The 22,488-nt window shown below is 62.4% G+C and carries 18 protein-coding genes and 1 tRNA gene; 13 read left to right on the plus strand and 6 right to left on the minus strand.

Going from position 1 to position 22,488, the window contains the following annotated elements; genetic code table 11:
- Positions 1-161: 161 nt before the first annotated feature.
- Positions 162-440 (plus strand): DUF3040 domain-containing protein, encoded by a 279-nt coding sequence (locus AC6I97_RS19780; protein ID WP_497946262.1) that lies wholly within the window; start codon positions 162-164, stop codon positions 438-440.
- 2 nt (positions 441-442) lie between these two features.
- On the opposite strand, the gene AC6I97_RS19785 is transcribed toward AC6I97_RS19780, so the two are convergent.
- Positions 443-1,759 (minus strand): NAD(P)/FAD-dependent oxidoreductase, encoded by a 1,317-nt coding sequence (locus AC6I97_RS19785; protein WP_497946263.1) that lies wholly within the window; start codon positions 1,757-1,759, stop codon positions 443-445.
- A gap of 191 nt (positions 1,760-1,950) precedes the next feature.
- On the opposite strand from AC6I97_RS19785, the gene AC6I97_RS19790 reads away from it, so the two are divergent.
- Both AC6I97_RS19790 and AC6I97_RS19795 read left to right on the plus strand, forming a co-directional pair.
- A complete protein-coding gene (locus AC6I97_RS19790; protein ID WP_497946264.1) occupies positions 1,951-2,745 on the plus strand; it encodes a histidine phosphatase family protein in 795 nt (264 codons plus the stop codon).
- A gap of 14 nt (positions 2,746-2,759) precedes the next feature.
- Complete coding sequence (locus AC6I97_RS19795) at positions 2,760-3,632, plus strand: NAD(P)H-hydrate dehydratase (RefSeq protein WP_497946265.1); 873 nt, start codon at positions 2,760-2,762, stop codon at positions 3,630-3,632.
- Between the two features lie 19 nt (positions 3,633-3,651).
- On the opposite strand, the gene AC6I97_RS19800 is transcribed toward AC6I97_RS19795, so the two are convergent.
- Positions 3,652-5,328, minus strand: a complete 1,677-nt coding sequence (locus AC6I97_RS19800; protein WP_497946266.1) for a RecQ family ATP-dependent DNA helicase — start codon at positions 5,326-5,328, stop codon at positions 3,652-3,654.
- A gap of 84 nt (positions 5,329-5,412) precedes the next feature.
- Between AC6I97_RS19800 and AC6I97_RS19805 the strand changes: the two genes are divergently transcribed.
- Positions 5,413-6,765 carry a cation:proton antiporter gene (locus tag AC6I97_RS19805; RefSeq protein WP_497946267.1) on the plus strand — a complete coding sequence of 451 codons (1,353 nt, stop codon included), beginning with the start codon at positions 5,413-5,415 and terminating at the stop codon, positions 6,763-6,765.
- 355 nt (positions 6,766-7,120) lie between these two features.
- Here the strand turns inward: AC6I97_RS19805 and AC6I97_RS19810 are convergent.
- Positions 7,121-7,197: transfer RNA gene (locus AC6I97_RS19810), tRNA-Thr, on the minus strand.
- A 135-nt stretch (positions 7,198-7,332) separates the two neighbouring features.
- Positions 7,333-8,211, minus strand: a complete 879-nt coding sequence (locus AC6I97_RS19815) for a DsbA family protein (protein ID WP_497946268.1) — start codon at positions 8,209-8,211, stop codon at positions 7,333-7,335.
- Positions 8,212-8,388: 177 nt separating this feature from the next.
- Here AC6I97_RS19815 and AC6I97_RS19820 point away from each other — a divergent pair, with 177 nt between their 5' ends.
- The 5 genes from AC6I97_RS19820 (at position 8,389) to AC6I97_RS19840 (ending at position 15,191) form a co-directional block, all read left to right on the plus strand.
- On the plus strand, positions 8,389-9,891 hold the full coding sequence (locus tag AC6I97_RS19820; RefSeq protein ID WP_275965182.1) for an alpha,alpha-trehalose-phosphate synthase (UDP-forming): 1,503 nt from the start codon (positions 8,389-8,391) through the stop codon (positions 9,889-9,891).
- Positions 9,881-10,684 carry a trehalose-phosphatase gene (otsB, locus tag AC6I97_RS19825; protein WP_497946270.1) on the plus strand — a complete coding sequence of 268 codons (804 nt, stop codon included), beginning with the start codon at positions 9,881-9,883 and terminating at the stop codon, positions 10,682-10,684. The genes AC6I97_RS19820 and otsB overlap by 11 nt, the downstream gene beginning before the upstream one ends.
- 226 nt (positions 10,685-10,910) lie before the next feature.
- Entirely contained in the window at positions 10,911-11,993 is a 1,083-nt protein-coding gene (locus AC6I97_RS19830) for an ABC transporter ATP-binding protein (RefSeq protein WP_223935952.1), read from the plus strand.
- 148 nt (positions 11,994-12,141) lie between these two features.
- Positions 12,142-13,779 (plus strand): beta-N-acetylhexosaminidase, encoded by a 1,638-nt coding sequence (locus AC6I97_RS19835; protein WP_224166521.1) that lies wholly within the window; start codon positions 12,142-12,144, stop codon positions 13,777-13,779.
- Complete coding sequence (locus AC6I97_RS19840; protein ID WP_224166520.1) at positions 13,776-15,191, plus strand: DUF4032 domain-containing protein; 1,416 nt, start codon at positions 13,776-13,778, stop codon at positions 15,189-15,191. Before AC6I97_RS19835 ends, AC6I97_RS19840 begins: the two co-directional genes overlap by 4 nt.
- A gap of 1 nt (position 15,192) precedes the next feature.
- Here AC6I97_RS19840 and AC6I97_RS19845 read toward each other — a convergent pair whose 3' ends face one another.
- Entirely contained in the window at positions 15,193-15,894 is a 702-nt protein-coding gene (locus tag AC6I97_RS19845; RefSeq protein WP_224166519.1) for a GntR family transcriptional regulator, read from the minus strand.
- 34 nt (positions 15,895-15,928) lie between these two features.
- Positions 15,929-17,395, minus strand: coding sequence for a chlorohydrolase family protein (locus AC6I97_RS19850; RefSeq protein ID WP_497946276.1), 1,467 nt, complete (start codon positions 17,393-17,395; stop codon positions 15,929-15,931).
- A 130-nt stretch (positions 17,396-17,525) separates the two neighbouring features.
- Between AC6I97_RS19850 and AC6I97_RS19855 the strand changes: the two genes are divergently transcribed.
- The 4 genes from AC6I97_RS19855 to AC6I97_RS19870 all read left to right on the plus strand — a co-directional run bounded on the left by AC6I97_RS19855 (position 17,526) and on the right by AC6I97_RS19870 (position 22,485).
- Positions 17,526-18,578: an ABC transporter permease gene (locus tag AC6I97_RS19855; protein ID WP_497946277.1), complete on the plus strand. Its 1,053-nt coding sequence runs from the start codon at positions 17,526-17,528 to the stop codon at positions 18,576-18,578.
- A 43-nt stretch (positions 18,579-18,621) separates the two neighbouring features.
- Complete coding sequence (locus AC6I97_RS19860) at positions 18,622-20,346, plus strand: ABC transporter substrate-binding protein (RefSeq protein ID WP_497946280.1); 1,725 nt, start codon at positions 18,622-18,624, stop codon at positions 20,344-20,346.
- An 82-nt stretch (positions 20,347-20,428) separates the two neighbouring features.
- Positions 20,429-21,430: an ABC transporter permease gene (locus AC6I97_RS19865; protein ID WP_497946283.1), complete on the plus strand. Its 1,002-nt coding sequence runs from the start codon at positions 20,429-20,431 to the stop codon at positions 21,428-21,430.
- Positions 21,427-22,485, plus strand: a complete 1,059-nt coding sequence (locus tag AC6I97_RS19870) for an ABC transporter ATP-binding protein (protein WP_497946285.1) — start codon at positions 21,427-21,429, stop codon at positions 22,483-22,485. Before AC6I97_RS19865 ends, AC6I97_RS19870 begins: the two co-directional genes overlap by 4 nt.
- Positions 22,486-22,488: the final 3 nt, after the last annotated feature.

The raw sequence follows: 22,488 nt of genomic DNA on the forward strand, positions 1-22,488 counted from the left end.
TCCCCCAAGTGGACGCGGCCCGGAATAAGGGTCCGGAAAATTTTCCTTGCGGAGCATTTAGTAAGCATGCTTAGCTTATTGTGCCGCTGGAATTCCTTGAAGGAACCGGTTGGCTCACCGATCGCACCGAGGAGCCTTAGCTCTACATGGGAGGGACAACCATGCACCTAAACGAACAGGAGCGCAGGGTGCTGCAGCAACTCGAACGGGAACTTTTCATCCAGGATCCGGACTTGGCCCGTCAACTGGAAACAGGAATCCCGGCGCGTCGCCCCTATGAACCGCGGGCCCGCCACGTTCTTGCTGTCGCCGTCGGAGTGCTGCTGATGCTGTTGGCCATACCAATCAACCCGTCCCCGTTGGGATACTGTGGCTTCCTTCTGGTGGCGTGGGGATTAGTGGCACATTTCGTTCAGAGGGCGCGTTCCACCTCGGGCTGAGCCTATTCCTTTTCCAGCCCCGTATCGGTTGATGGGGCCGGACGTACTTCGGGAAGTGTCAGCATAGGGAGCTCCTTCTCGGTTGGCCCACTGACCACCACCTGCGCGGGGCTGTGCAGGAGGTATCCATTGAGCCAGGAAAATAGTGCACGGACTCTCTGCTGGACCCCGGACAAGAGGGCCAGATGGACCAGAAGCCAGGACAAGAAAGCGAAAAGGCCCTGCAACTGGATTCGCTTGCGGCCCAGTTCTGCTACTGCGGCACCGCGGCCCACCATGGCCATATAACCCTTATCAACGTAGCGGAAGGGAGTACGGCTTCCGCCAGTCAGGTCTGCAAGGATATTGGCTGCCGCCCACTTTCCCGATTGTTGGGCTACCGAGCCAAGCTGTGGCAACTTTGCGCCAGTGGAATCGGTGATGTTCGCTGCATCACCGATGACGTAGACACCATCCACATCCGGGGCGGTCAGGTCCGGACGAACATCGACGCGCCCACCTTTGCCCTGTGTCAGTCCCGAAGTGCTGATGAGGTCTCCTGCTTTCAGACCGCCTGCCCAAACGACGATCTGCGCGGGGACGAAGCTCCCGTCAGCCAGCGCCACACCATCTGTTCGCACTTCGGTAACGCCCACTCCCATATGCAGCTGGACGCCCACCTTCCCAAGACGTTCGGTGGCGTACCGCTGCGACTTCGTGGAGAACATGTTCAACACGCTCGGCACCATGTCCACCAGGTGCACGCGGCAGCGGGCGGCGAGCTCGGGAGAGAAGTACTTGCGGACCATGTATTTCACGTTTTCTGCCATGGCCCCGGCGGTCTCCACGCCGGTGGGTCCTCCTCCCACTACCACCACGTCTACCATGCCTTCTGAGCTTCTGTCGGCCTCATCCAGCAGCCGCGTAATGGCAGTGCCCAGCCTGGTGGCGTCGGTGACGGAGTACAACGGAAAAGCATATTCCCCGGCACCTGGTGTGTTGAAGAAGTTGGGAACGGCACCTACCGCAATGACGAGGATGTCCGCCCGCAAAGTCACGCCATCGGCAGTAGTGACTGACCGTTGGGCGGCATCAATGGAGGCAACACCCGCCGTCAGGATTTTGACGGTCTTATAGCGGCGGAAAACGGAGCGCAGCGGCCGCGTGATGGCTGAAACCCCGATCTGGGAAGTAGCCAGTTGATAAAGGAGCGGCTGGAACTGGTGGTAGTTGTTCGAGTCAATCAACAGGACGCGTACGCCCTTGCGTCCGAGTTTTTTGGCTGCCGCGACGCCTGCAAATCCGGCACCCACCACGATGACTTGGTATGAGTCCTCCATGCGAGCAACTTACTTCACCATGGGTTCCGGCAACAGTACCGGAGGGTCCCCTAATGTCTTTCAGGCTCGACGGCGGGTGGACGGCCACGCTGGGACGGTAGCTCGCCGTCGTGCGTTTATTCTCTGGTCCCGCGGGTACGCAGTGGGTAGTGTTCTGCATTCGGCAAGCGCGCGCGAAGGAGTTGGTTTTTTTGAACGACGACGAGCGGACAAAGGCAAGGCAACTGACAGAGGCGGTGCAGGAAGCCGGGGCTGTTGAGTTGCTGCTGGTCCGGCATGGAGAAAGCGAAGGCAACGTGGCCGCGACGGATGCCCGCCTGGCGCGGGCTGAGGTCATTGACGTCCCCGCCAGGGACCCGGACGTCAACCTATCGGATACCGGCCAGGATCAGGCCAAGGCATTGGGAACTGCGCTGTCCCGGATTGCGGAGGAGTTCCGCCCGGACACGGTGGTCTCCTCCCCCTATGCACGCGCCCTTCAGACAGCGGAAATTGCTGTTCAAACAGCTGGCTGGCCCCTGAAAGTCCACACGGATGAACGCCTCCGCGACCGGGAATTGGGCATTTTGGACAGGCTCACCCGCTTAGGCGTGGAAACGCGTTACCCCGACGAGGCCGAGCGGCGCCTCTGGCTGGGCAAGCTGTTCTACAGGCCACCCGGAGGTGAATCCTGGGCTGACGTCGCGCTTCGCCTGCGATCCGTCCTGGACGAGCTCAACAATCTGGGAAGAGGACACCGTGTAATGCTCGTTTGCCATGATGCAGTGATCCTTCTGGTCCGATACGTACTGGAGGGGATGTCCGAGCGCGAGATCCTGGATCTCGCCGCCAGCACAACGGTGCTGAACGCATCAATTACCCGGTACGTGCGCCCCTCTGGCGCTGGACCATGGATGCTCGAGAGCTTCAACGTGGCCGATCATCTCACCGAACAGGGCGTCACGGTCACCGAGCATGCCGGAGATGCCAGTGTCCACCCACAGTGATTCCACCCACGCAAGTGACGCCATCGCTTCTGCGTGAGTGGCCGCTGCCCGCTCCGGGCGAAGATAAATACTCACGCGGCGCTGTTCTGATCATCGGCGGTGCACGAACCACTCCGGGCGCCACCGTCCTGGCCGGCATCGCCGCCCTCCGCGCGGGGGCAGGAAAGATTACGTTGGCTGTGGCCGAATCGGTGGCCGTGCAGGTGGGAGTCGCGTTCCCGGAGTGCGGGGCGGTGGGCTTGCCGGAAACTGCCGATGGGTCCGTTACCGGTGAGGGGTTGGACGTCATCTCAAGGTACTTGGAACGGGCAGACGCAGTGTTGGTCGGGCCCGGCCTGGATGATTCGGACCTGGCAGGGGAATTGCTTGCCAGGTTGTTGGAGCGGGAGGAACTCAAAGGCGAAGGGCCGGCCGTTGTCCTCGACGCCTTCGCCCTCGGCGGACTGGTGAAGCTAAAGGGGATGTTGGAACCCTGGCGGGGCCGGTTGATCCTCACTCCCAACCCGACAGAGGCTGGAGTCCTGCTGGGACGGGACGTAAACCACCTCGAAACCGACGTTGCCGCCGTCGCCGAACAGTACGGTGCAGTGGTTAGCTGCCAGGGCGTGATCGCACGCCCACATGGAGAAGACCCCGGGGACCCTGAACTGTGGAAGATCACCACCGGGTACGGAGGTTTGGGTACCTCAGGCAGTGGAGACGTACTGGCCGGTGCCATCACCGGTCTCCGGGCGCGTGGGACCACCGGCGCGCAGGCTGCCTGCTGGGGAACCCACCTGCACGCCGCCGCAGCCGACCGTTTGGCCAGCAAACTGGGCCCACTCGGGTTCCTTGCGCGCGAACTTGCCGACGAGTTGCCCGCCCTGATGCTGGAGCTGAACACCTGAAACACTGAGCCTCGTAGCGTTATGCAGGCTTCAGGAGTTCGTGTTCCACGACTGCCCTGCGGGAGAGCGTCTTGTACCCTTCCTGCTCGAACAAGACGGTGATGACGTCGTCCTCATGCCTCATCACCAGACCCGGCCCCCATTCCTTGTGAATCACAGCGGACTGCAGCGGGAATAGGTCGCTTTCGCCAGCCCGCTGTTCATTTGGGCTTTGACGGTTTGAGTTGCCATCGACAGCCCTGGAAACAGCGGCGCACACATCACAATTGCCGCACGGCTTCGAAAGTTCCTCACCGAAATAGCCCAGCAGAAACTGCCGGCGGCAGCTGTCCGTCTCCGCATAGGCGCGCATCATCGTCAGCCGGGACTGGTCAACGCGCTGCCGGGCCTCGGCCAGTTCGACGGCGCGTGCCACCAGGGCTGAGAGTTTGGCTTTGGATGCCAGGCGAATGCCGCGCTTGCCTGTGGTGACAGCGCCGGCTTCCTCCAACTGGTTGACGAGCCCGGTGAGGCGACGGACGGGGAATCCGGTCAGCTCCGCGAGCGCGCTCTTGGGGGCAGGAGCGCCTGCGGCTTTCAGGATCTTCAGGACTGCCAGGAGCGAATCCGGGTCCGGTGAATGCGTGCCGAAGAACTTCCGCAGGCCAAGATCCTCTTCGCGGTAATGCAGTGTGGCAGCAGCCGGTTTCCCATCGCGTCCGGAACGGCCTATTTCCTGGTAGTAGGCGTCCAGGGATTCCGGAATGTCGGCATGGACGACGAACCGCACATTGGGTTTGTTGATACCCATGCCGAAAGCCGTTGTGGCAACCACGACATCCAATTGATCGTCCAGGAACTGCTCATGGATCCGATCCCGGTCAGCATCGGATCGACCGGCGTGGTAGGCCTCCGCGCGGAGTCCTTCCTTTGCCAGTTTGGTGGCGTACTTTTCCGTGTCCTTGCGCGTGGCGGCGTACAGCAGCCCCCGCTCTCCCCCCTTGGCCAGCGCGGCAACCTGCTCCAGGACTGCTTTTCGCTTGCCTTTGTCTTCTTCATGCCGGACCACGTCAAGGCTGATGTTGGGCCGGTCAAAGCCCCTGACCAGGACCAGCGGATCCTTCATGCCGAGCCGTTCCAGAATTTCATCGCGCACCGGCGGGGAGGCTGTGGCCGTAAGGGCCGCCACTGGAGGGTTTCCCAATCGTTCGCGGACATTTCCCAGATCGAGGTAGTCGGGGCGGAAGTCATGGCCCCAAGAGGAGACGCAGTGGGCCTCGTCCACCACGAACAGGGTGATGTCCAGCTTGGCTATCCGGTCCACGGTCTCCTGTTTGGCCAACTGTTCGGGAGCCAGAAACACGAAAGTGGCTTTGCCGGACTCCGCTCCTTCCCAGGCGTCCTCCACTTCCGAGTCGCTGCGGGAGGAGTTAATTGCGACGGCCACTCCGTCACCCAGCTGCCCGTTCAGCGCGTCCAGCTGGTCTTCCTGCAAAGCAATCAAGGGAGAAACCACGACGGCGGGGCGCCCGGTTTGGTTGTAAAGGTGCTTGGCTGCCACTTGGTAGGTGGCTGATTTGCCGTACCCAGTGGGCATGACGGCCAGGACGTCGCGGCCGCCGGCGAGCGCATTCATGGCGGCGAGTTGGCCGGGGCGGAGCTTGGGGAGGGAAAAGGAAGACGCCGCAAGGGCGCCCAGGTCTGGATCATCGGACATTGGAAAACGGCTCCGCACAGTGGGTGTTGCGGCCGCTTGCTTCAGCCGAGGTAACCAGACTAACGCGGGCCGGGACCCGGCGTCGTGCGCTTCTTCCTGTTTGTGGATAACTCTGGCCGCCTACCGGGAGTCCGGCATCATGGCGTCATCGAAGGTGTGGCGGTAGCTTTGGAATACTTTTCCGTCGAAGCGGCCGGGGTAGAAGCGGCCGAGGTACCGGAGGTACCGCTGATGCAGGGCTTGTCTACATCCTTGGTTCTGATCGCACTCTTGGCTGTGGCGGCGCCCCTGGCGGTCCGCTTGCTTGACCGGGTGGTCAAAGTGCCGCTCGTGGTATTCGAGATCGTCCTGGGAATCCTGCTGGGTCCCAGCATGTTGGGATGGATCGAATCCACGCAGTTCACAGACACCCTGGCTGATTTCGGGCTGGCGATGCTCTTCTTCGTGGCCGGCAACGAGATAGATTTTTCCGATATCCGGGGCCGGCCCGCCATCCGCGCCTCTGCCGGTTGGCTGATCTCGTTGGCCGCGGGCGTTGGGGCGGGCTTTCTGTTGGCCCCCACGCCGGAGGCCGCGGTCATCATCGGGGTGGCGCTGTGCTCCACGGCGTTGGGGGCGTTGCTGCCCATTCTTCGTGATGCCGGTGAATCAAGATCCCCGATGGGTATCGCCGTCACGGCATTGGGTGCAGCTGGTGAGTTTGGTCCCCTGATTGCAATCTCGCTGTTCTTCAGCGGCAGGCAGCTGGGACCGGCCACGGCGGTGCTTCTCGGATTCGTCCTCCTGGCCGGCATTGCGATTTTCCTTGCCTCCAAGGCGAGGCACACGCTCTTCCACTCGCAGGTCACCCGGACTCTCCACACGAGCGGCCAGTTCGCTGTCCGCTCCATCATGTTCATCCTCACCGTGCTCGTGGTGCTGAGCATGGTCCTGGGACTGGACATGTTGCTGGGGGCATTCGCCGCAGGCGTCCTCTGGAAAGTGGCCATTGCGCGCGCACCCGAACGGGACCGGAAGGTGATCGAGACCAAACTCGATGCTGTTGCCTTCGGGTTCCTGGTGCCCATCTTCTTCATCGATACCGGCATAGATTTCGATCTCGGCGCGCTCACGTCCAGCCCGTCAGCCCTGGCAATGGTCCCGCTGTTCGTGCTCCTCCTGCTGATCATCCGGGGCCTGCCGTCGATGCTTGCTGCCCCGCCAAGGTCCACGTTCGCCGAGAAACGGGCCATCATGCTTTTCGGGGCAACCGGCCTGCCGATCATCGTTGCCGTCACGGCCATTGGCAGGGATCAGGGCTTCATTTCAAGCGGAATCTCGTCGGCGCTCGTTGGAGCCGGCATGCTCTCCGTGCTCCTGTTTCCGCTACTGGCACTTCGGCAGGGTCAGCGTGAACGCCAACGCAGGATCCCGGTGCCGCAGGAGGAAGTCCCTTAGACCGTGCAAGGCACGAATGAGTGTGCCGTAGATGGGCCCAGTACCGCTTCAGTTCGCCAGTTCGGCGCGTCGAAACCGCAGCTCGCGCAACGAGCCGTTCAACGGCGAGCCCGTGAATGGCAGGGATTCCAGGTCTATGCGTGCTGACAGGCCGCCCGCTGGACTTGAGATAGTCGGGAGTGTATGAAAAACAACGCCGCCCCGATCCGTCCTGTCCGCAGGTGTCGGAAGAATGCCTACAATCTCGGCGCACAAAACCCTCCCGCATGGCAGGGGCGGAAGGGATCCGGAAGTCTCCGGGAAAGCAAAACCGCGGCGCTACCGGACTTGGTCCCGGTAGCGCCGCGGATTTTTGTGGAGCCCCCTGTCGGATTCGAACCGACGACCCCCGCTTTACAAGAGCGGTGCTCTGGCCAACTGAGCTAAGGAGGCATGCGCCGAAAACGACGCTAGATAAGGTTAGCCCAGACCCTCCCCGTCACGGAAATCACGAAGGCGGCCAGCCACCCCAGGTTGAGCGCAAGGCACAAACCGAGGCGACCAGCCGCCGTCGTAAATTCCTAAGACCTAGCCCTTGGCGTCAACCGCGGTCTGGATTTCAGCGTTCAGGTCGGTGGATCCGTCCCACTTCTTACCGTCGATGAACACGGTGGGGGTGCCCGTGATGCCGATGGCTGCCGCTTCTTGCGTAGCCACCTTTACGTAGGGCCGGTACTGCTTGCTGTCCACGCAGGAGTCGATGTTCGCTGCACCTACCTCCTTGGCCATGGCCTTGAGGTCGTTGTCCGAGATACCGGCGCTGCCTTCGGCAGGCTGGCGTTCGAAGAGGAGGTTGAAGAAGTCGGCGTACTTCTCAGGCGAAGAGTTCACCACGCACGCTGCGGCATTTGCGGCGCGTGAGGAGTAGTTGGTGGTGGATTGCTGGTCCAGGAAGCCAAGGGGACGGTACTCGACGGAAATCTTGCCTTCGTTGCGTAGTTTGGTGAGCGACTCCCCGTAGGTTGTCTCAAACCGCTTGCAAACCGGGCAGATGAAGTCGATGTAGGCGATCACCTTGACGGGCTTGCCGGCCTCGGGCTCACCACCGGGAACAGTGACCGTGGCGGGCTTGGTTGCCGGGGCCGAAGGGACGTCTGCCACGTTCACGGACGAAGCATCGGACTTTACGACGTCGGAGTTGGCCAGCAATGTTACGCCGCCGTGCACATTGCCATTCGCCGGAGTGGGACCCTGATCGGCGATCGGCGCGCTTTGCTGGATGCTGGTGGTCACTACCAACGCGATGACGGCAAGGATCGCGACAACGGCCACCACAATGCCCCAACCGATCAGGAGTTTGTTGCGCTTTTCCTTTTTCAGCTGCGCTTCGCGGATTTCGCGCGCTTTCTCCCGTGCCTGGGCGGTGCGTTCAGCCTTGGAGAGGCGGGGTTCGTTTGCGGGGCTCATCAGTTCCTCGGATTACTCGACGTCGGTAGTGCATAGCTAGGGCAACGGGGTCAGTTTACGGGAGCAAACTTGAAGAGTCGGTGCGCACGCAATGACCCGGTCGTTGAACGATCAACCGCCCTCTATGATTCCGCCGGTAGGCTGGGAGGTGAGTCACAGCAACCCCAGGGAGCAGTAATGCAGGATTTGGCAAGCGAAAAACTCAAGACGGAAGACGGCGTTAGGGCCTCTCCCACCAGGAAGCCAACGGCGAGCAAGTTCGACTTCATGGTGGTGTCCAACCGCCTGCCCGTCGATCGCTGCAGCAGCGATGGCAACGGCGATGGTGGCGGGGGCTGGCGACGCTCACCGGGCGGCCTGGTTACCGCGCTTGCACCGATGATGACCAAGTCCGACGGCGCGTGGGTGGGCTGGCATGGCGCCCCGGATGAAACCGTGCGCCCTTTCAGCCACGAAGCGATGGATCTTGTCCCGGTCCAGTTGAGCAGCCACGATGTCGAGCTGTACTACGAGGGCTTTTCCAATGCGACCATCTGGCCGCTGTACCACGATGTCATTGCCCCGCCGGAATTCCACCGCACGTGGTGGGATTCGTACCGCCAGGTGAATAAGAAGTTCGCCGACGCCGTCATCCGCCATGCCGCTGACGGCGCGACGGTGTGGGTCCAGGACTACCAGCTCCAGTTGGTTCCCCGCATGCTCCGCGAGGCACGGCCGGACCTGAAGATCGGCTTCTTCAACCACATTCCCTTCCCGCCTCCGGAGATCTTCGCCCAGCTGCCGTGGCGCCGCGAGATCATTGATGGCCTGCTGGGCGCGGACCTGCTGGGCTTCCAGCGTCCCAGCGATGCCGGCAACTTCATGCGCTCTGCCCGCCGCTTCCTGGGCGCCAGCGTCAAGCAGCAGCAAGTGCATGTAAAGGGCCCGGACGGCGAGGTCACCCACATTGCCCGGGCGCAGGCCTTCCCTATTTCCATCGATGTGGACCAGATCCGCGAGTTGGCCGGGAGGCCGGACATCATCGAGAGGGCCAAGCAGATCCGTAAGGACCTGGGCAACCCGAAGACTATCCTTCTTGGCGTGGACCGCCTGGACTACACCAAGGGCATCGGTCACCGCCTGAAGGCCTTCGAGGAACTCCTGCGTGAGGGCAGCATCAAGGTGGAGGACGCCACCCTCATACAGGTAGCGAGCCCCAGCCGCGAACGCGTGGAGCAGTACCGGCTTTTGCGCGAAGAAATCGAGGGCACCGTCGGCCATATCAATGGCACCTACGACACCATCCAGAACACTGCAGTCCGCTACCTGCACCACAGCTACCCCGTTGAGGAAATGGTGGCGCTGTACCTGGCCGCGGACGTCATGCTGGTCACGGCGCTGCGCGATGGCATGAACCTGGTGGCCAAGGAATACGTGACGGCCCGTTCCGAGGACGACGGCGCGCTGGTACTGAGTGAATTCGCGGGAGCTGCCGACCAATTGAAGCAGGCGCTCCTGATCAACCCGCATGACATCGACGGCCTTAAGTCGGCCATTCTCCGGGCCGTTAACCTCTCCCCCAAGGAAGCCCGCCGCCGCATGAAGCTGATGCGGAAGCAGATCCTGGACCACGACGTCGATCATTGGTCGGCGGAGTTCCTGGCCGCCCTCGAGGAGAAGGTGGTGCGCGATGACAGCTGAGCAGACGCCCCTGTCTTTGTCCCCGGAACTGTTGGACGCCATCCGGCGTATCGCGGGCACGGACCAACTCCTGGTGGCCTTGGACTTCGACGGCACCCTCTCCCCAATCGTGGACCATGCTGGTGACGCCCGGCCGCTTCCGCGATCGGCTGCGGCTTTGGAAGCCCTGGCTGAACTGCCGCGCACGACGACGGCACTCATCTCGGGACGCGCCCTGGACAGTTTGCGCCTGGTCGCCTCGCCTCCTGTGAACACGTTGCTGATTGGCAGCCACGGCGCGGAGGTATGGCTGGGCGAAGGGTCCGTGGGCCTGGAGTTGGATGATGAACAGCGTGCACGGCTCGCTTCAGTACGCGACGTCCTGGCCGGCATCGTCGATGTCGCGCCAGGGACGTTGCTCGAGGACAAGCCCGCCGGAGTCGTCCTTCACACACGGCTTGCCGACGACGACGTTGCGGAAGATGCAGTCGAGGCCGCCACGCGGGTTCTGCGCGAACATCCTGGCGTGTACGTAAAAACCGGCAAACGCGTGCTGGAGACCTCCGTTGTCAAGGCTTCCAAGGGAGAGGCAGTGGAGTTCCTCCGTCAAGCGACCGGCGCCACGGCCATTCTGTTCGCCGGCGACGACGTGACCGATGAGGACGCCTTGGGCCGGCTGATGGGCGACGACGTCGGCATCAAGGTGGGCTTGGATTTCACGCAGGCAGAGTACCGGGTGGAAGCCCCGGTGCAGGTTGCGGAACTGTTGGAAGCACTCCTGCGGGAGCGCCGCCGAGTCACTGCCGAAGCATGAGCCCGTCATTGGGAAGCATGAGCGGGACCAGCGTCACATGTGACGTTCGTAACATTTGCGCAGTAAATCCAAAAGTCTGACATACTCTTGAACGTGATGTGACGCACAGTACCGTGCGACGTCACACGATCCTCCCCGGCCAATGGCCGGGGAGTTCAACTGAAGAAAATGAACCATTCACAACGGATCGTCCGGCACGTACCTGCCGGTGAAGGGATTGATAACTGTGGCTACAGTTACTTTTGATAACGCAACGCGTCTGTACCCGGGCACAGATAAGCCCGCCGTCGATAAACTCAACATCGACATCGCCGATGGCGAATTCCTGGTCCTCGTTGGACCCTCCGGTTGCGGCAAGTCCACCTCCCTGCGCATGCTCGCAGGTCTTGAGGATGTGAACGCCGGCCGCATTCTGATCGGTGACCGCGACGTCACGGATGTTCCGCCGAAGGACCGCGACATCGCAATGGTCTTCCAGAACTACGCCCTGTACCCGCACATGACTGTTGCGGACAACATGGGCTTCGCGCTGAAGATTGCAGGCGTCTCCAAGGAAGAGCGCGCCGAGCGTGTTCGCGAAGCCGCCAAGCTTCTTGACCTCGAGCAGTACCTGGACCGCAAGCCGAAGGCACTCTCCGGCGGTCAGCGCCAGCGTGTTGCCATGGGCCGTGCAATCGTCCGTAACCCCCAGGTCTTCCTCATGGACGAGCCCCTTTCCAACCTTGACGCCAAGCTCCGTGTCCAGACCCGTACGCAGATCGCGTCCCTGACCCGCCGCCTCGGCGTCACCACGGTTTACGTGACGCACGACCAAGTTGAGGCAATGACCATGGGTGACCGCGTCGCAGTCCTCAAGGACGGCCTGCTCCAGCAGGTTGACACCCCGCGCAACCTTTACGACCGCCCGCAGAACGTCTTCGTTGCAGGCTTCATCGGCTCCCCCGCCATGAACCTGCTGGAACTGCCGGTCGTCGACGGCGGCGTCCAGTTCGGTGGCACCGTTTACCCGGTCAAGCGCGACGTCCTCGAAGAAGCACACGGACAGACGGTTACTGTTGGTTCACGTCCGGAAGACCTCGAGACGGTCGGCAACGGCGAAGGCCTTCAGGTTGAGGTTGACGTCGTCGAAGAACTCGGCGCCGACGCCTACGTCTACGGCCACACCATCCTGGATGGCAAGAGCCACGACATCGTTGCCCGCGTTGACGGCCGCCGCCCCCCGATGAAGGGCGAGTCCATCTTCGTTCGTCCGCAGTCCGGCCACGTACACCTGTTCGACACCAAGACCGGCCTGCGCCTGGGCGACTAATCCCCACCGGCACCCTAACCTCGCTCCGCTTCGGCCAGGGAACCCTGCCGGCGTGGGCCCAGCCACCAGAAGTATCCGCATTGTGACAGCGGCCCGACCCTTCCCGGTCGGGCCGCTCTCGCGTTAACCTTTCCGCAGAAAGAACGGCATGAACACCACGGACAACCTGATCCCCCGGCCCGTACACGTCGCGCCATCGGACGGTCAGGGCTTCACGCTTGCCCCTACGGCCCGGATCGCGGCAAGCGAGGCAGCCGTCCCGGTCGCGGAGCAGCTGGCGGTGCTGCTTCGCCGCGGCACAGGTTTCGCTCTTCCCGTCGTCGGGACAGCCGACGCCGGAGACATCGCCCTGGAGTTCGTGGAAACGCTCGACGGCGGTCCGGAAGCTTATCAGCTGACTGTCACCGATGCCGGTGCACGCCTCGCGGCAACAACCCCCGCTGGCCTCTTCAACGCAGTCCAAACGCTCCGCCAGTTGTTCCCGCCTGCTATTGAACACTCCCTCACCGGTGCGGACGATACGAACAACACGGATTCGAACAGCACGGATTCGTACGACGCGACCGGCGGCACCTGGGTGATTCCCGCCGTCGTGATTAAGGACGCGCCCAGGTTCGCCTATCGCGGACTCATGCTCGACGTCGCCCGGAACTTTTTCACCGTTGAAGAGGTGAAGGAGCAGATAGATGTCATGACCCAGTTCAAGCTCAATGCCCTGCATCTGCACCTTACGGATGACCAGGCATGGCGTATTGAGATCCGAACGCCGGAGGAAAATCCATCGGGCCTGGATTATGGCAAGCTCACGGAAATCGGCGGAGCAGGCGCGGTGGAGTTCCCCACAGCCGCACCAGTCCGCGGCCGGGAGGGGTTCTATACCCAGCAGGACCTCCGGGAGATCCAGGAATACGCCGCTGCCAGGAACGTGCTGGTGGTCCCGGAAATCGATCTGCCAGGCCACGTCAATGCGGCCCTTGCAGCCATACCGCAGCTCAACCCGGACGGCCATGCGGCAAGCATGAGTACCTCGGCAGCAGTGGGCTGGTCGACGCTGGATGCAGCCCTTCCTGTGACGTATGAGTTCGTCAGGGAAGTCCTTGAACAAATGGCGGCCATGACGATCGGCCCCTACCTGCACATCGGGGGTGACGAAGCGTTGGTAACGGATCACGAGCATTACGTCAGCATGACGCAGGAGTTCGCCCGCATCGCCGCCGAGACCGGCAAGAAAGTGGTGGGTTGGAACGAGTACGCCGCCGTGGACCTCCGTGAGGGCGACGTCGTGCAGTATTGGTTCGGCGACCTCCCCCCTTTGGTTCAGAAGGCAGAGTCCACGGGGTCCTTGATGATCATGTCCCCTGCGGCAAACACGTACCTGGACCAGAAGTATGAAGCAACGAGTCCCGTCGGCCTTGAGTGGGTGGACGGTGGGCCTTTCACGTGGGCCGAGTACTACGACTGGAATCCCGCCCAAGGGGGCGTGCAAGATGACAGGATCCTGGGCGTCGAAGGCCCGTTGTGGACGGAGACGGTCCGGAACAACCAACAGGCCTACTGGCTCATGTACCCCAGGGCAGTTTCCCTGGCGGAAGTGGCGTGGTCGGCCCAGGACGCGCGGGACCTTGGTGACTTCCGACGTCGGCTTGGCGCCTTGGGTGAGCGCCTCACAAGGCAGGGCGTCACCTTCCAGGCAGCACCGGACGTCCAGTGGTCCGCGATGCCCGAATCTCCCTTTCCCCCAGCAATGAACGCCAACACCGGCGAGTACGGAACAATTGAGGCATGAGCGAGCAAAACGGAGCCCAGTGGCACGACGAACCGACCGACTACGGGCAGATCGGCAAGCTCCCCCGGACTGAGGCGGCCAGCGCGCAGGACACAGCACCACCGGCCAGCGTTATCGGTTCCCTTAACATCACTGCCGCCGCGGCGGATCCGGAGTTGTTGGACCTGCCGTGGCACATTGCCCTTGAGGACTGGCCGGCCGAGAACCTCGCCGCCCTCCCCCGCGGTATTTCCCGGCACATCGTGCGTTTCGCGCACTTGGGTGGATCGGTCATTGCCATCAAGGAAACCTCGGAGCACGTGGCCCGCCATGAGTACCACATGCTCCGCAAGCTGGCCCGGCTGGACGTTCCTTGCGTGGAGCCGGTTGCTGTCATCACTGGCCGGACCACCGCGGACGGCAAGCCGCTGAACCCGGTGCTGGTCACGCGGCATCTGAAGTTCTCCATGCCGTACCGGGCGCTTTTCTCGCAGATGCTCCGGAAGGACACGTTAACGCGTCTCATCGACGCCCAGGCGTTGCTGCTTGTCCGCCTGCACCTCATTGGCTTCTATTGGGGAGATGTCTCGCTTTCCAACACGCTGTTCCGTCGTGACGCGGGCGCGTTCGCTGCGTACCTTGTGGATGCCGAAACCGGCGAGCTTTACCCGGACCTGTCCATGGGCCAGCGCGAGTACGATCTCGAGATTGCCCGCGTCAACATCGCCGGCGAACTGATGGACCTCCTGGATGGCGGGCTCATCGAGGAAAAGGTCGATCCCGTGGCTACCAGTGAACTCATCATGGACAGTTACCGCAGGCTATGGGCTGAGTTGACGGAGAAGGAATCCTTCGAACTCGGCGAGCGCTGGCGCGTGGGCGCCCGCATCCGCCGGCTCAATGAGCTCGGCTTCGACGTCGAGGAATATGCGATCAAGACCACGGCGGACGGTTCAACCATCCAGCTGCAGCCAAAAGTCGTCGACGCCGGCCATCACCAAAGGCGCTTGCTGCGGCTTACCGGGTTGGATGCCCAGGAGAACCAGGCCCGGCGGCTGCTGAACGATATGGACCAGTTCAGGGCAGACAACAACCCTGAACTGGATGAGGAAATCAGCGCCCACGCATGGGTCAGCCAGATCTTCGAGCCGATCGTGCGGTCCATCCCCAGGCACCTTGCCGGCAAGCTGGAACCGGCTGAAGTGGTGCACGAGGTCCTGGAGCACCGCTGGTACATGAGCCAGAAGCAGGACCGCTACATCCCGCTGGCTGAGACTGTGCAGTCCTATCTGGACACTGTGCTGCAGCACCGCAGGGATGAGGCCGCCATCATGTTGAACCCGGACACCGAGATGCTCAAGATCCTTGAGGTTGAGGTGGAGGAGTCAGGCCGGTACGACGAAGTGGACGAATACCCGGACGCGGACGACTAATTTAGGGTTCCAGGGTTTCCGCGAGGCCAGCCAGTACAGGTTCCCTGCCGAGTTCAATGTGCGTGTACGCCAGCGAGTACGCCAGGTCCGGCCGGCCTTTCAGGATGGCGTTGCAGAGCTCTTTGTGTTCGTCCCGTTGGAGCTCATTGCTGCGGTTGTGGGCCAGTCCGAAGATCCAGCGCATGCGGCCAAAGAGCGGCTGCACGGACTCGATGAGCAGCCTGTTGCCGGAGAGACGGACGATCTCGGCGTGGAGCTCGGCACTGATCAACGCGACGTCGTCTGCGCGATCCTCGTCGATGGCGGCGTTGGAGGATTCCATCAGTTCCTCGAGCCGGCCGCTTGAATGGCCTTCGGCAACGCGGGTGGCAGCCATCCTCGCGGCGAACGTTTCCAAGCAAAGGCGAACGTCGAAGAGCTCGTTGACGTCCGTGAGCGTGAGTTGCCGGACCACGGCGCCGCGGCGCGGGAAGGTGGCCACGAAGCCATCCTTCTCCAGGCGTTGAATGGCTTCGCGGACGGGGATCCGGGAGACGCCGTACATCTCGGAGAGTTCCCGTTCACGCAAGCGCCCACCCTGTGCGAAGGTGCCCGTGACGATTCCCTCCAACACAAGTTGGTAGACGTGCTCCGCACGGGCTTCGTCATCGCGGCCATTTCCGGTTTCCGGCATCGCCTCAGCCACTGTCAAACTTCCCTTCATGCCAGCGTCCGCTCCATTCGCCGGCCGGCGCCGGTCAGCGTTCCAACCGAGCATACACGGGTGGAAACAGCTCGTCGGAGGGGCGGTTCAGGGCATCCCTGAGTGTGTAGGCGTTGCGCATCCTGATGAAGAGTTCCTGCGCCTTCGACCGCCAGTAATCCAGGTCCACTCCCTCCATGAGACCATCGGCCATGATGGTCCGGCCGGCCACCACTGAAAGCACTGCCTGGCGGGCTGTTCCGTTGAGCGTGAGTGTCCTTAGCGGGTCTTCGTGAACCCCGTCCCGGATGTCTCCCAGGGAGAAGGCCACCATGTCTGCCTGGGCCCCGGGCTCCAACCGGCCCAGATCGGTTCGTCGCAGTGCCCGGGCTCCTCCGAGCGTGGCGGCGTCGAAGTATCCGGCGAGGTCGCCGGCGTCGTTGTTGCCTGCCAGGATCTTGCCCAGCTGCACGCCCGCGTCGATGCCCCGGACCAGGTCCGGCGGGAAGGAGTCGGTACCCAGGGAGATATTGATGCCTGCTGCCTTGTATGCGTTGAAGGAATCCAAGGTGCTGCCATAGCGCATGGATGTCAGCGGGCAGTGGATAATGCTGGCGCCGCTGTCTGCCAGCCGGGCGAGGTCGCCGCGGTCCTCTCCGAACACGGCTGGGTTGCGGTCAGTGTACGTGGCATGCGGGATCAGCAAACGTTCGTTGAGCATGCCCACTTGGTCCAGGAGCTCCAGGGGCGTGACTCCATGCCGGTCCAGGATGAGCTTCCTTTCCACGAGTCCCTGGAGGGAGTGCAGGCGAACCAGGACGTCCCGCTCTTCCGAAGCGGCCGCCGTGGCTTTGAGCAGTTCGATGTCCAGGGTCTCGATGCGGCACGGGAGCAGGACGCCGCTGATTAGCGGGTCGTTCAGCTCCGTCGCATGGTCAATGAAGCGCAAGGCGTCCGCGAGCCCCTCACGGCCGCGGTCGACGTCGAACATGACCGAGCGTTCGCCGTTCTCCAACACGACATTCACGCCCGAGCGGTATGCGGGCCCAAGGTAGCCACGCAAGCCCAGCCGTCGGCTGCTCTCCGCCATACCCACGAGTTCCTCAAAAGACTCCGCCCACTCGGAATGGACCTCCGACGCAATGGGCATGTAGGTGGTGATGCCGTGCAGGACCAGTTGGATGAGGGCGTACTCACGGATCTGTTGGCGTTCCTCGGCGGTAAAGACATCCGCCCGGCGGTTGCGGAAGTAGTCCTCGGACCATTGGTGTCCCTTTGCCTGCTCCGGCCCTGCCCAGCTATCGAGGATGAGGTGGTCGATGTCGGTCAGGGCATCGAGGTCGATCAGGCCTGGCATCAGCAGTGCGTCACCGAGGTTGAGTTCCTCGTCTACGGGACCTGTGTAGTTGTGCCCGACGTATTCAATGGTGTCGCCGCTGTAGACGACGCAGGCATCCTCCAGCAGCACGTGTTGCCCGTTGTTGTGCCCCAGGACGTAGCGGGCAGTTGCCTTGATGGGCACGTGCACTCCTTTGCTCGAACAAAATAGCTATCTGGTATTCCAAACAGTACATTATTTGTGATTTACATCGCATCAATCGTGATCTAATCTAGTTTGGTATACAAGAATCGCGGAGTCAGCTCCCTGGATCATGAAACGAGCACAACCGTTGACCCAGCTACAGTCCATCGAACCGAATACCGGCAGTCCGCCGCCCACTCCGGCAATCTCGCCAGAGGGCAAAGCAGCCACCGCCGAGGCGCGCTCGCTGCTCGCCACGGCGTGGATGAGGATCCGACGGAGCAAGATCGCACTCCTGAGCCTGTGCGTCGTGGTGGCCATCATGCTGTTCGCCATCCTTGCCCCCGTACTCAGCGCGATGTCCGGCAATGACCCCTTCACGTCCAACACCAGCCCCGAAGTATTGGACGACTTCCAGACGCCTGGCCTGCCGCTCCCCGGCTACATGTATCCATCGGCCGAGCACTGGTTGGGCGTCGAACCCGGCCTGGGCCGCGACCTGTTCGCCCGGCTTGCCTACGGTGGCCAGGTTTCCCTCACCATCGCACTGCTGTCCACTGCCGTGTCCGTAGTTCTGGGAACAGTACTCGGTGCGGCCGCTGGCTACTTCGGTGGCAAGACCGATGCCATCATCAGCCGCATCATGGATCTGTTCCTTGCCTTTCCGCACCTTCTACTGGTGCTCTCACTGACGCCCATCCTGCAGTCGCGCCTCCGGGACACGCCGCTGGGTGAAGGCAGCTTCCTGCCAATGGCCTCGCTGGTGATCATCCTCGGATTCTTCGGCTGGGCTTATCTGGCCCGAATCGTCCGAGGCCAGGTGCTGAGCCTCCGCGAGCGCGAATTCGTCGAAGCGGCCCGTTCCTTCGGGGCCTCCCACCTGAGTGTCTTGTTCCGCCAGATCATCCCCAACGTCATGGGAGTCGTCCTGGTGTACGCCACCATGTTGATCCCCACCAACATTTCTGCCGAAGCAGCCCTCTCCTTCCTGGGCGTCGGCGTCAAGGACCCCACACCGTCGTGGGGCCAGATGCTGAACGCCGCGCAATCCGGCAACTGGTACCTCAGCGATCCATGGTTCCTGGCCGTGCCTGGCGTCATGCTCATCGTCACCGTCCTGGCGTTCAACCTCCTGGGCGACGCCGTCCGGGACGCGCTGGACCCCAAGGCTTCCCGCCACTAACTTCCAACATCTCCCTCCACCCAACCCCTTCAAGAGGAGCATCATGAAAACCCCCACGAGAGCACTGGCGCTTTCCGTGCTGATTGCCATGGCCGCAACAGGCTGCGCCGCTGGCCAGAACCAGCCCGGCAACACCAAGTCCGCAGAATCGGTCACGGAGTTGGCACCAGTGGTGGTGAAGTCCGGCTTCAACACCAAGGGCGGCAACCTCAACGTCCTGATGTCCTCGGACTTCCAGACCCTGGATCCCGGCAACAGCAACTACGTCCAGACCGCCAATGTGGGCCAGCTGTACTACCGGACCCTCACCATGGCCAAGGAAACCGCAGGCCAACCACCAACAGTGGTCCCTGACCTCGCGACGGACACCGGCAAAGTTTCCGACGATGGCCTCAGCTGGACGTTCACGCTCAAGGAAGGCGTGAAGTTTGAGGACGGCACACCCATCACCTCCGCCGATATCAAGTACGGCGTGGAACGCACCTTCGCGCAGGATGTCTTCACCCAGGCGCCGCAGGAGTTGAATTCAGCGCTCGACGCCGGCGGGTACAAGGGGCCGTACAAGGATCCTTCCGCTGTGCTCAAGGCAGTGGAAACGCCGGATGACCGCACCATCATCTTCCACTTGAAGAAGCCCTTCGCGGAGTTCCCGGCCCTGGCATCCCGTTCCAATACAGCCCCGGTCCCGAAGGCCAAGGACACCAAGCTGGACTACACCAACCATCCGATGTCTTCGGGGCCATACATGGTGGAGTCCTACAACCGTGGCAAGTCGCTCAAACTGGTCCGCAACCCGCACTGGGACCCCGCTACGGACTCCAACCGCACTGCCCTTCCGGATACCTTCAGCTTCTCCCTCTCCACCTCGCAGGCAACCATTAGCCAGCAGTTGTTGGCTGACTCGGATCCAAATGCCATTACCCTCGATTCCAACGGCGCTCTCCAGACCTCGGATTCCGCCAAGCTGGCCGATGCCAAGGTAAAGGATCGCGTCGCGTCCGGCCTTCTGGGCTGCAACGATGTCCTCAGCCTGAACACGGAAAAGATCAAGGACCCGGACGTCCGCAAGGCAATCGCCCTGGCCTTGGACCGCCAATCCATCCTGGTGCAGTACGGTGGACGACGCTTTGGCGAGATCACCCAGAGCCCGCTGAACTCCAAGATGCGTGGTTACGTCGAGACTGAGCTGGAGCTGGATCCTGCCGGCAAGCCCAAGCTGGAGGAAGCCAAGAAGCTCCTTGAAGGCAAGGACTACCCCAAGTCCCTCACATACGGCTACGCCAACAACCGCGATGCCTTCAAGAACACCGGCACCGTAGTCCAGCAAAACCTGAAGGCCCTGGGCATCGATGTTGAGCTGGTGGCCATCCCCGCGCCGAACTACTACTCGGTCCTGGCCAGCGAACAGCTTCCGGACATGGGCCGCTCGGGTTGGTGCGGCGGTGCCGATCCGGCCTCCGTCCGTACATCAGCGGACCCATTGCTGGGACCGAACAATGAAGGAACCAGCTATGGCTTCTCCAACACCTCCCGCTACTTCGATCCCGTAGTTTCCAAGACGATGTTTGACCTGCGCAACACGGACGGTACTTCTGAAGAGCTGGGCAAGAAGTGGTCCGAGGCGTTCGGCACGGCCCTGAAGACGTATCCCATCGTCCCGCTCATCCGCAGCCACACCAACAGCGTGGTGGGATCCAACGTCCGTAACGCCCAGGTGGGCTACTTCTTCGGCGGCATCGACCTCTCGATCGTCGGCGTCGAGCACTAACCGGGCTTCGACAACACATCGGCATAGTCCAGAAGGAGAAGCGGGGCCGCCTGCTCCAGCAGGCGGCCCCGCAACCACCACAATGATGACTTTCATTCTTCGCAGGACCGGATCGTTGGTCCTGCTGCTCGCCGCAGTCAGTTTCATCACTTTCACGCTCTTCCAGCTTGGCCCCTCGGACCCCGCGGCCGCCGCCTGCGGACAGGAATGCACTCCCGAACGCGTGGCCGAGGCCCGCGTTGCCCTGGGCATGGACCAGCCCTTCTTTATCCAGTACATCGACTACATGCGCGGCCTTTTCTCACCCCGCATGATTGGTGCGCCCGGAGCCGAGACGCTCTGTGAATGGCCATGCTTGGGCAAGTCTTTCCAGACCAATGAGAGCGTTGCGGACATCATCGCCCGCTCGCTCCCCTACACGTTCTCCATGGCCATTGGGGCCCTCATCCTGTGGACCATTACCGGCGTCGGGCTGGGCCTGCTCGCTGCGCTGCGCAAGGGCTCGCCCGTGGACAAGTTCATCGTCGGCGCGGCCTCGGTGGGCGTATCGCTGCCCATCCCGGTGACGGGCCTTTTCCTGCTGCTTCTCTTCGTCAACCAGCTGCACCTTCTGCCGTTCACGACCAACGAGATCAATAGCCCCTTTGGTCCACACGGGCCGGGCGCGTGGGTGGCGAACTACCTGCTGCCATGGATTGCGTTGGCCGTCCTGTTCAGCGCCTCCTACATCCGCGTCACCCGCACCAACATGATCGAAACCTTCGGCGAGGACTTCATCCGCACTGCCCGCGCCAAGGGCCTGGCCCCCCGGACCGTCACGTTCAAGCACGGCGTCCGTGCCGGGATCACACCTGTTGTCACCATGCTTGGCATGGACATCGGCTTGCTCCTGGGAGGCGCCGTCCTTACCGAGCAGATTTTCTCCGTCCCCGGCCTGGGATTCACTGCCGTGCACGCCGCAATCTCGGGTGACCTGCCGGTAACCATGGCCATCACCATGCTGGCCGCGTTCTTCGTCATCGTCGCCAATGTTCTGGTGGACCTCGCCTACGCCGCCATCGATCCCCGAGTGAGGCTCCAATGACCCACACACCACTGACGTCATCCCCTGCCCGCCGCCCAGCGGGCGCCACGGCCACCGCCCCCTTCCTGGACGTCCGAAGCCTCTCCGTGAAGTTCCCCACGGATGACGGTCTGGTCTCCGCCGTTAACGGGATGGACTTCACCCTGGAGCGCGGCAAGACCCTTGGCATCGTAGGCGAGTCCGGCTCAGGAAAATCCGTCACCAGCCAAGCCCTCATGGGCCTCCTTAAGGGCACCTCGGCCCACGTCACCGGACAGGCAATGTTCCAGGGCAAGGATCTTGTCACGCTGCCCGAATCCGCCATGCGCCAACTCCGTGGCCGCAACATCGGCATGATCTTCCAGGATCCTCTTTCGGCGCTCCACCCCTTCTATACCGTGGGACACCAGATCGCCGAGGCCTACCTCGTCCATAACAAGGCGAGCAAAAAGCAGGCCCGGAGAGCCGCCGTCGACATGCTGGGAAGGGTGGGTATCCCCAGTCCCGAGCAGCGCTTCGATGAATACCCGCACCATTTCTCCGGCGGCATGCGCCAAAGGGCCATGATCGCCATGGCACTGATCTGTCAACCGGAACTGCTGATCGCTGACGAACCCACCACCGCGTTGGACGTAACAGTCCAGGCCCAGATCCTGGACCTCATGTCAGAGCTGCAGGAGGAAACCAATTCCGCGCTCATCCTCATCACGCACGACCTCGGCGTCGTGGCCGAAATCTGCGACGACGTCCTGGTCATGTACGGCGGCCAGTGTGTCGAATCGGGTCCCGTGGACGAGATCTTCTACGACACCCGGCACCCCTACACTTTGGGCCTGCTCAATTCGATGCCTACCCTGAACGGCTCCGCGAGCCAGCTGAACCCCATACCCGGCCAGCCGCCGTCGCTCCTTGACCTGCCCAAAGGCTGCATCTTCAGCGCCAGGTGCCAGTACGCCGAACTCGTGGGCGACGGCGTCTGCGCCAAGCAGAGGCCTGAGTTTACGGTGGACGACGGGCATGGCAATCGCTGCCACCTGAGCGGGCCGCAGATTATTACCATTCGGAATTCGCGTTAGGAC

This window comes from Arthrobacter sp. TmtSoilC48, from assembly GCF_059739425.1.

Coding starts and splice junctions, on each gene's coding strand:
- AC6I97_RS19815 (WP_497946268.1), bottom strand. CDS start 8,211: ATGAGCCCCGCAAACGAACCCCGCCTCTCCAAGGCTGAACGCACCGCC.
- AC6I97_RS19845 (WP_224166519.1), bottom strand. CDS start 15,894: ATGAAGGGAAGTTTGACAGTGGCTGAGGCGATGCCGGAAACCGGAAAT.
- AC6I97_RS19870 (WP_497946285.1), top strand. CDS start 21,427: ATGACCCACACACCACTGACGTCATCCCCTGCCCGCCGCCCAGCGGGC.
- AC6I97_RS19820 (WP_275965182.1), top strand. CDS start 8,389: ATGCAGGATTTGGCAAGCGAAAAACTCAAGACGGAAGACGGCGTTAGG.
- otsB (WP_497946270.1), top strand. CDS start 9,881: ATGACAGCTGAGCAGACGCCCCTGTCTTTGTCCCCGGAACTGTTGGAC.
- AC6I97_RS19800 (WP_497946266.1), bottom strand. CDS start 5,328: ATGTCCGATGATCCAGACCTGGGCGCCCTTGCGGCGTCTTCCTTTTCC.
- AC6I97_RS19840 (WP_224166520.1), top strand. CDS start 13,776: ATGAGCGAGCAAAACGGAGCCCAGTGGCACGACGAACCGACCGACTAC.
- AC6I97_RS19785 (WP_497946263.1), bottom strand. CDS start 1,759: ATGGAGGACTCATACCAAGTCATCGTGGTGGGTGCCGGATTTGCAGGC.
- AC6I97_RS19855 (WP_497946277.1), top strand. CDS start 17,526: ATGAAACGAGCACAACCGTTGACCCAGCTACAGTCCATCGAACCGAAT.
- AC6I97_RS19835 (WP_224166521.1), top strand. CDS start 12,142: ATGAACACCACGGACAACCTGATCCCCCGGCCCGTACACGTCGCGCCA.
- AC6I97_RS19860 (WP_497946280.1), top strand. CDS start 18,622: ATGAAAACCCCCACGAGAGCACTGGCGCTTTCCGTGCTGATTGCCATG.
- AC6I97_RS19780 (WP_497946262.1), top strand. CDS start 162: ATGCACCTAAACGAACAGGAGCGCAGGGTGCTGCAGCAACTCGAACGG.
- AC6I97_RS19865 (WP_497946283.1), top strand. CDS start 20,429: ATGATGACTTTCATTCTTCGCAGGACCGGATCGTTGGTCCTGCTGCTC.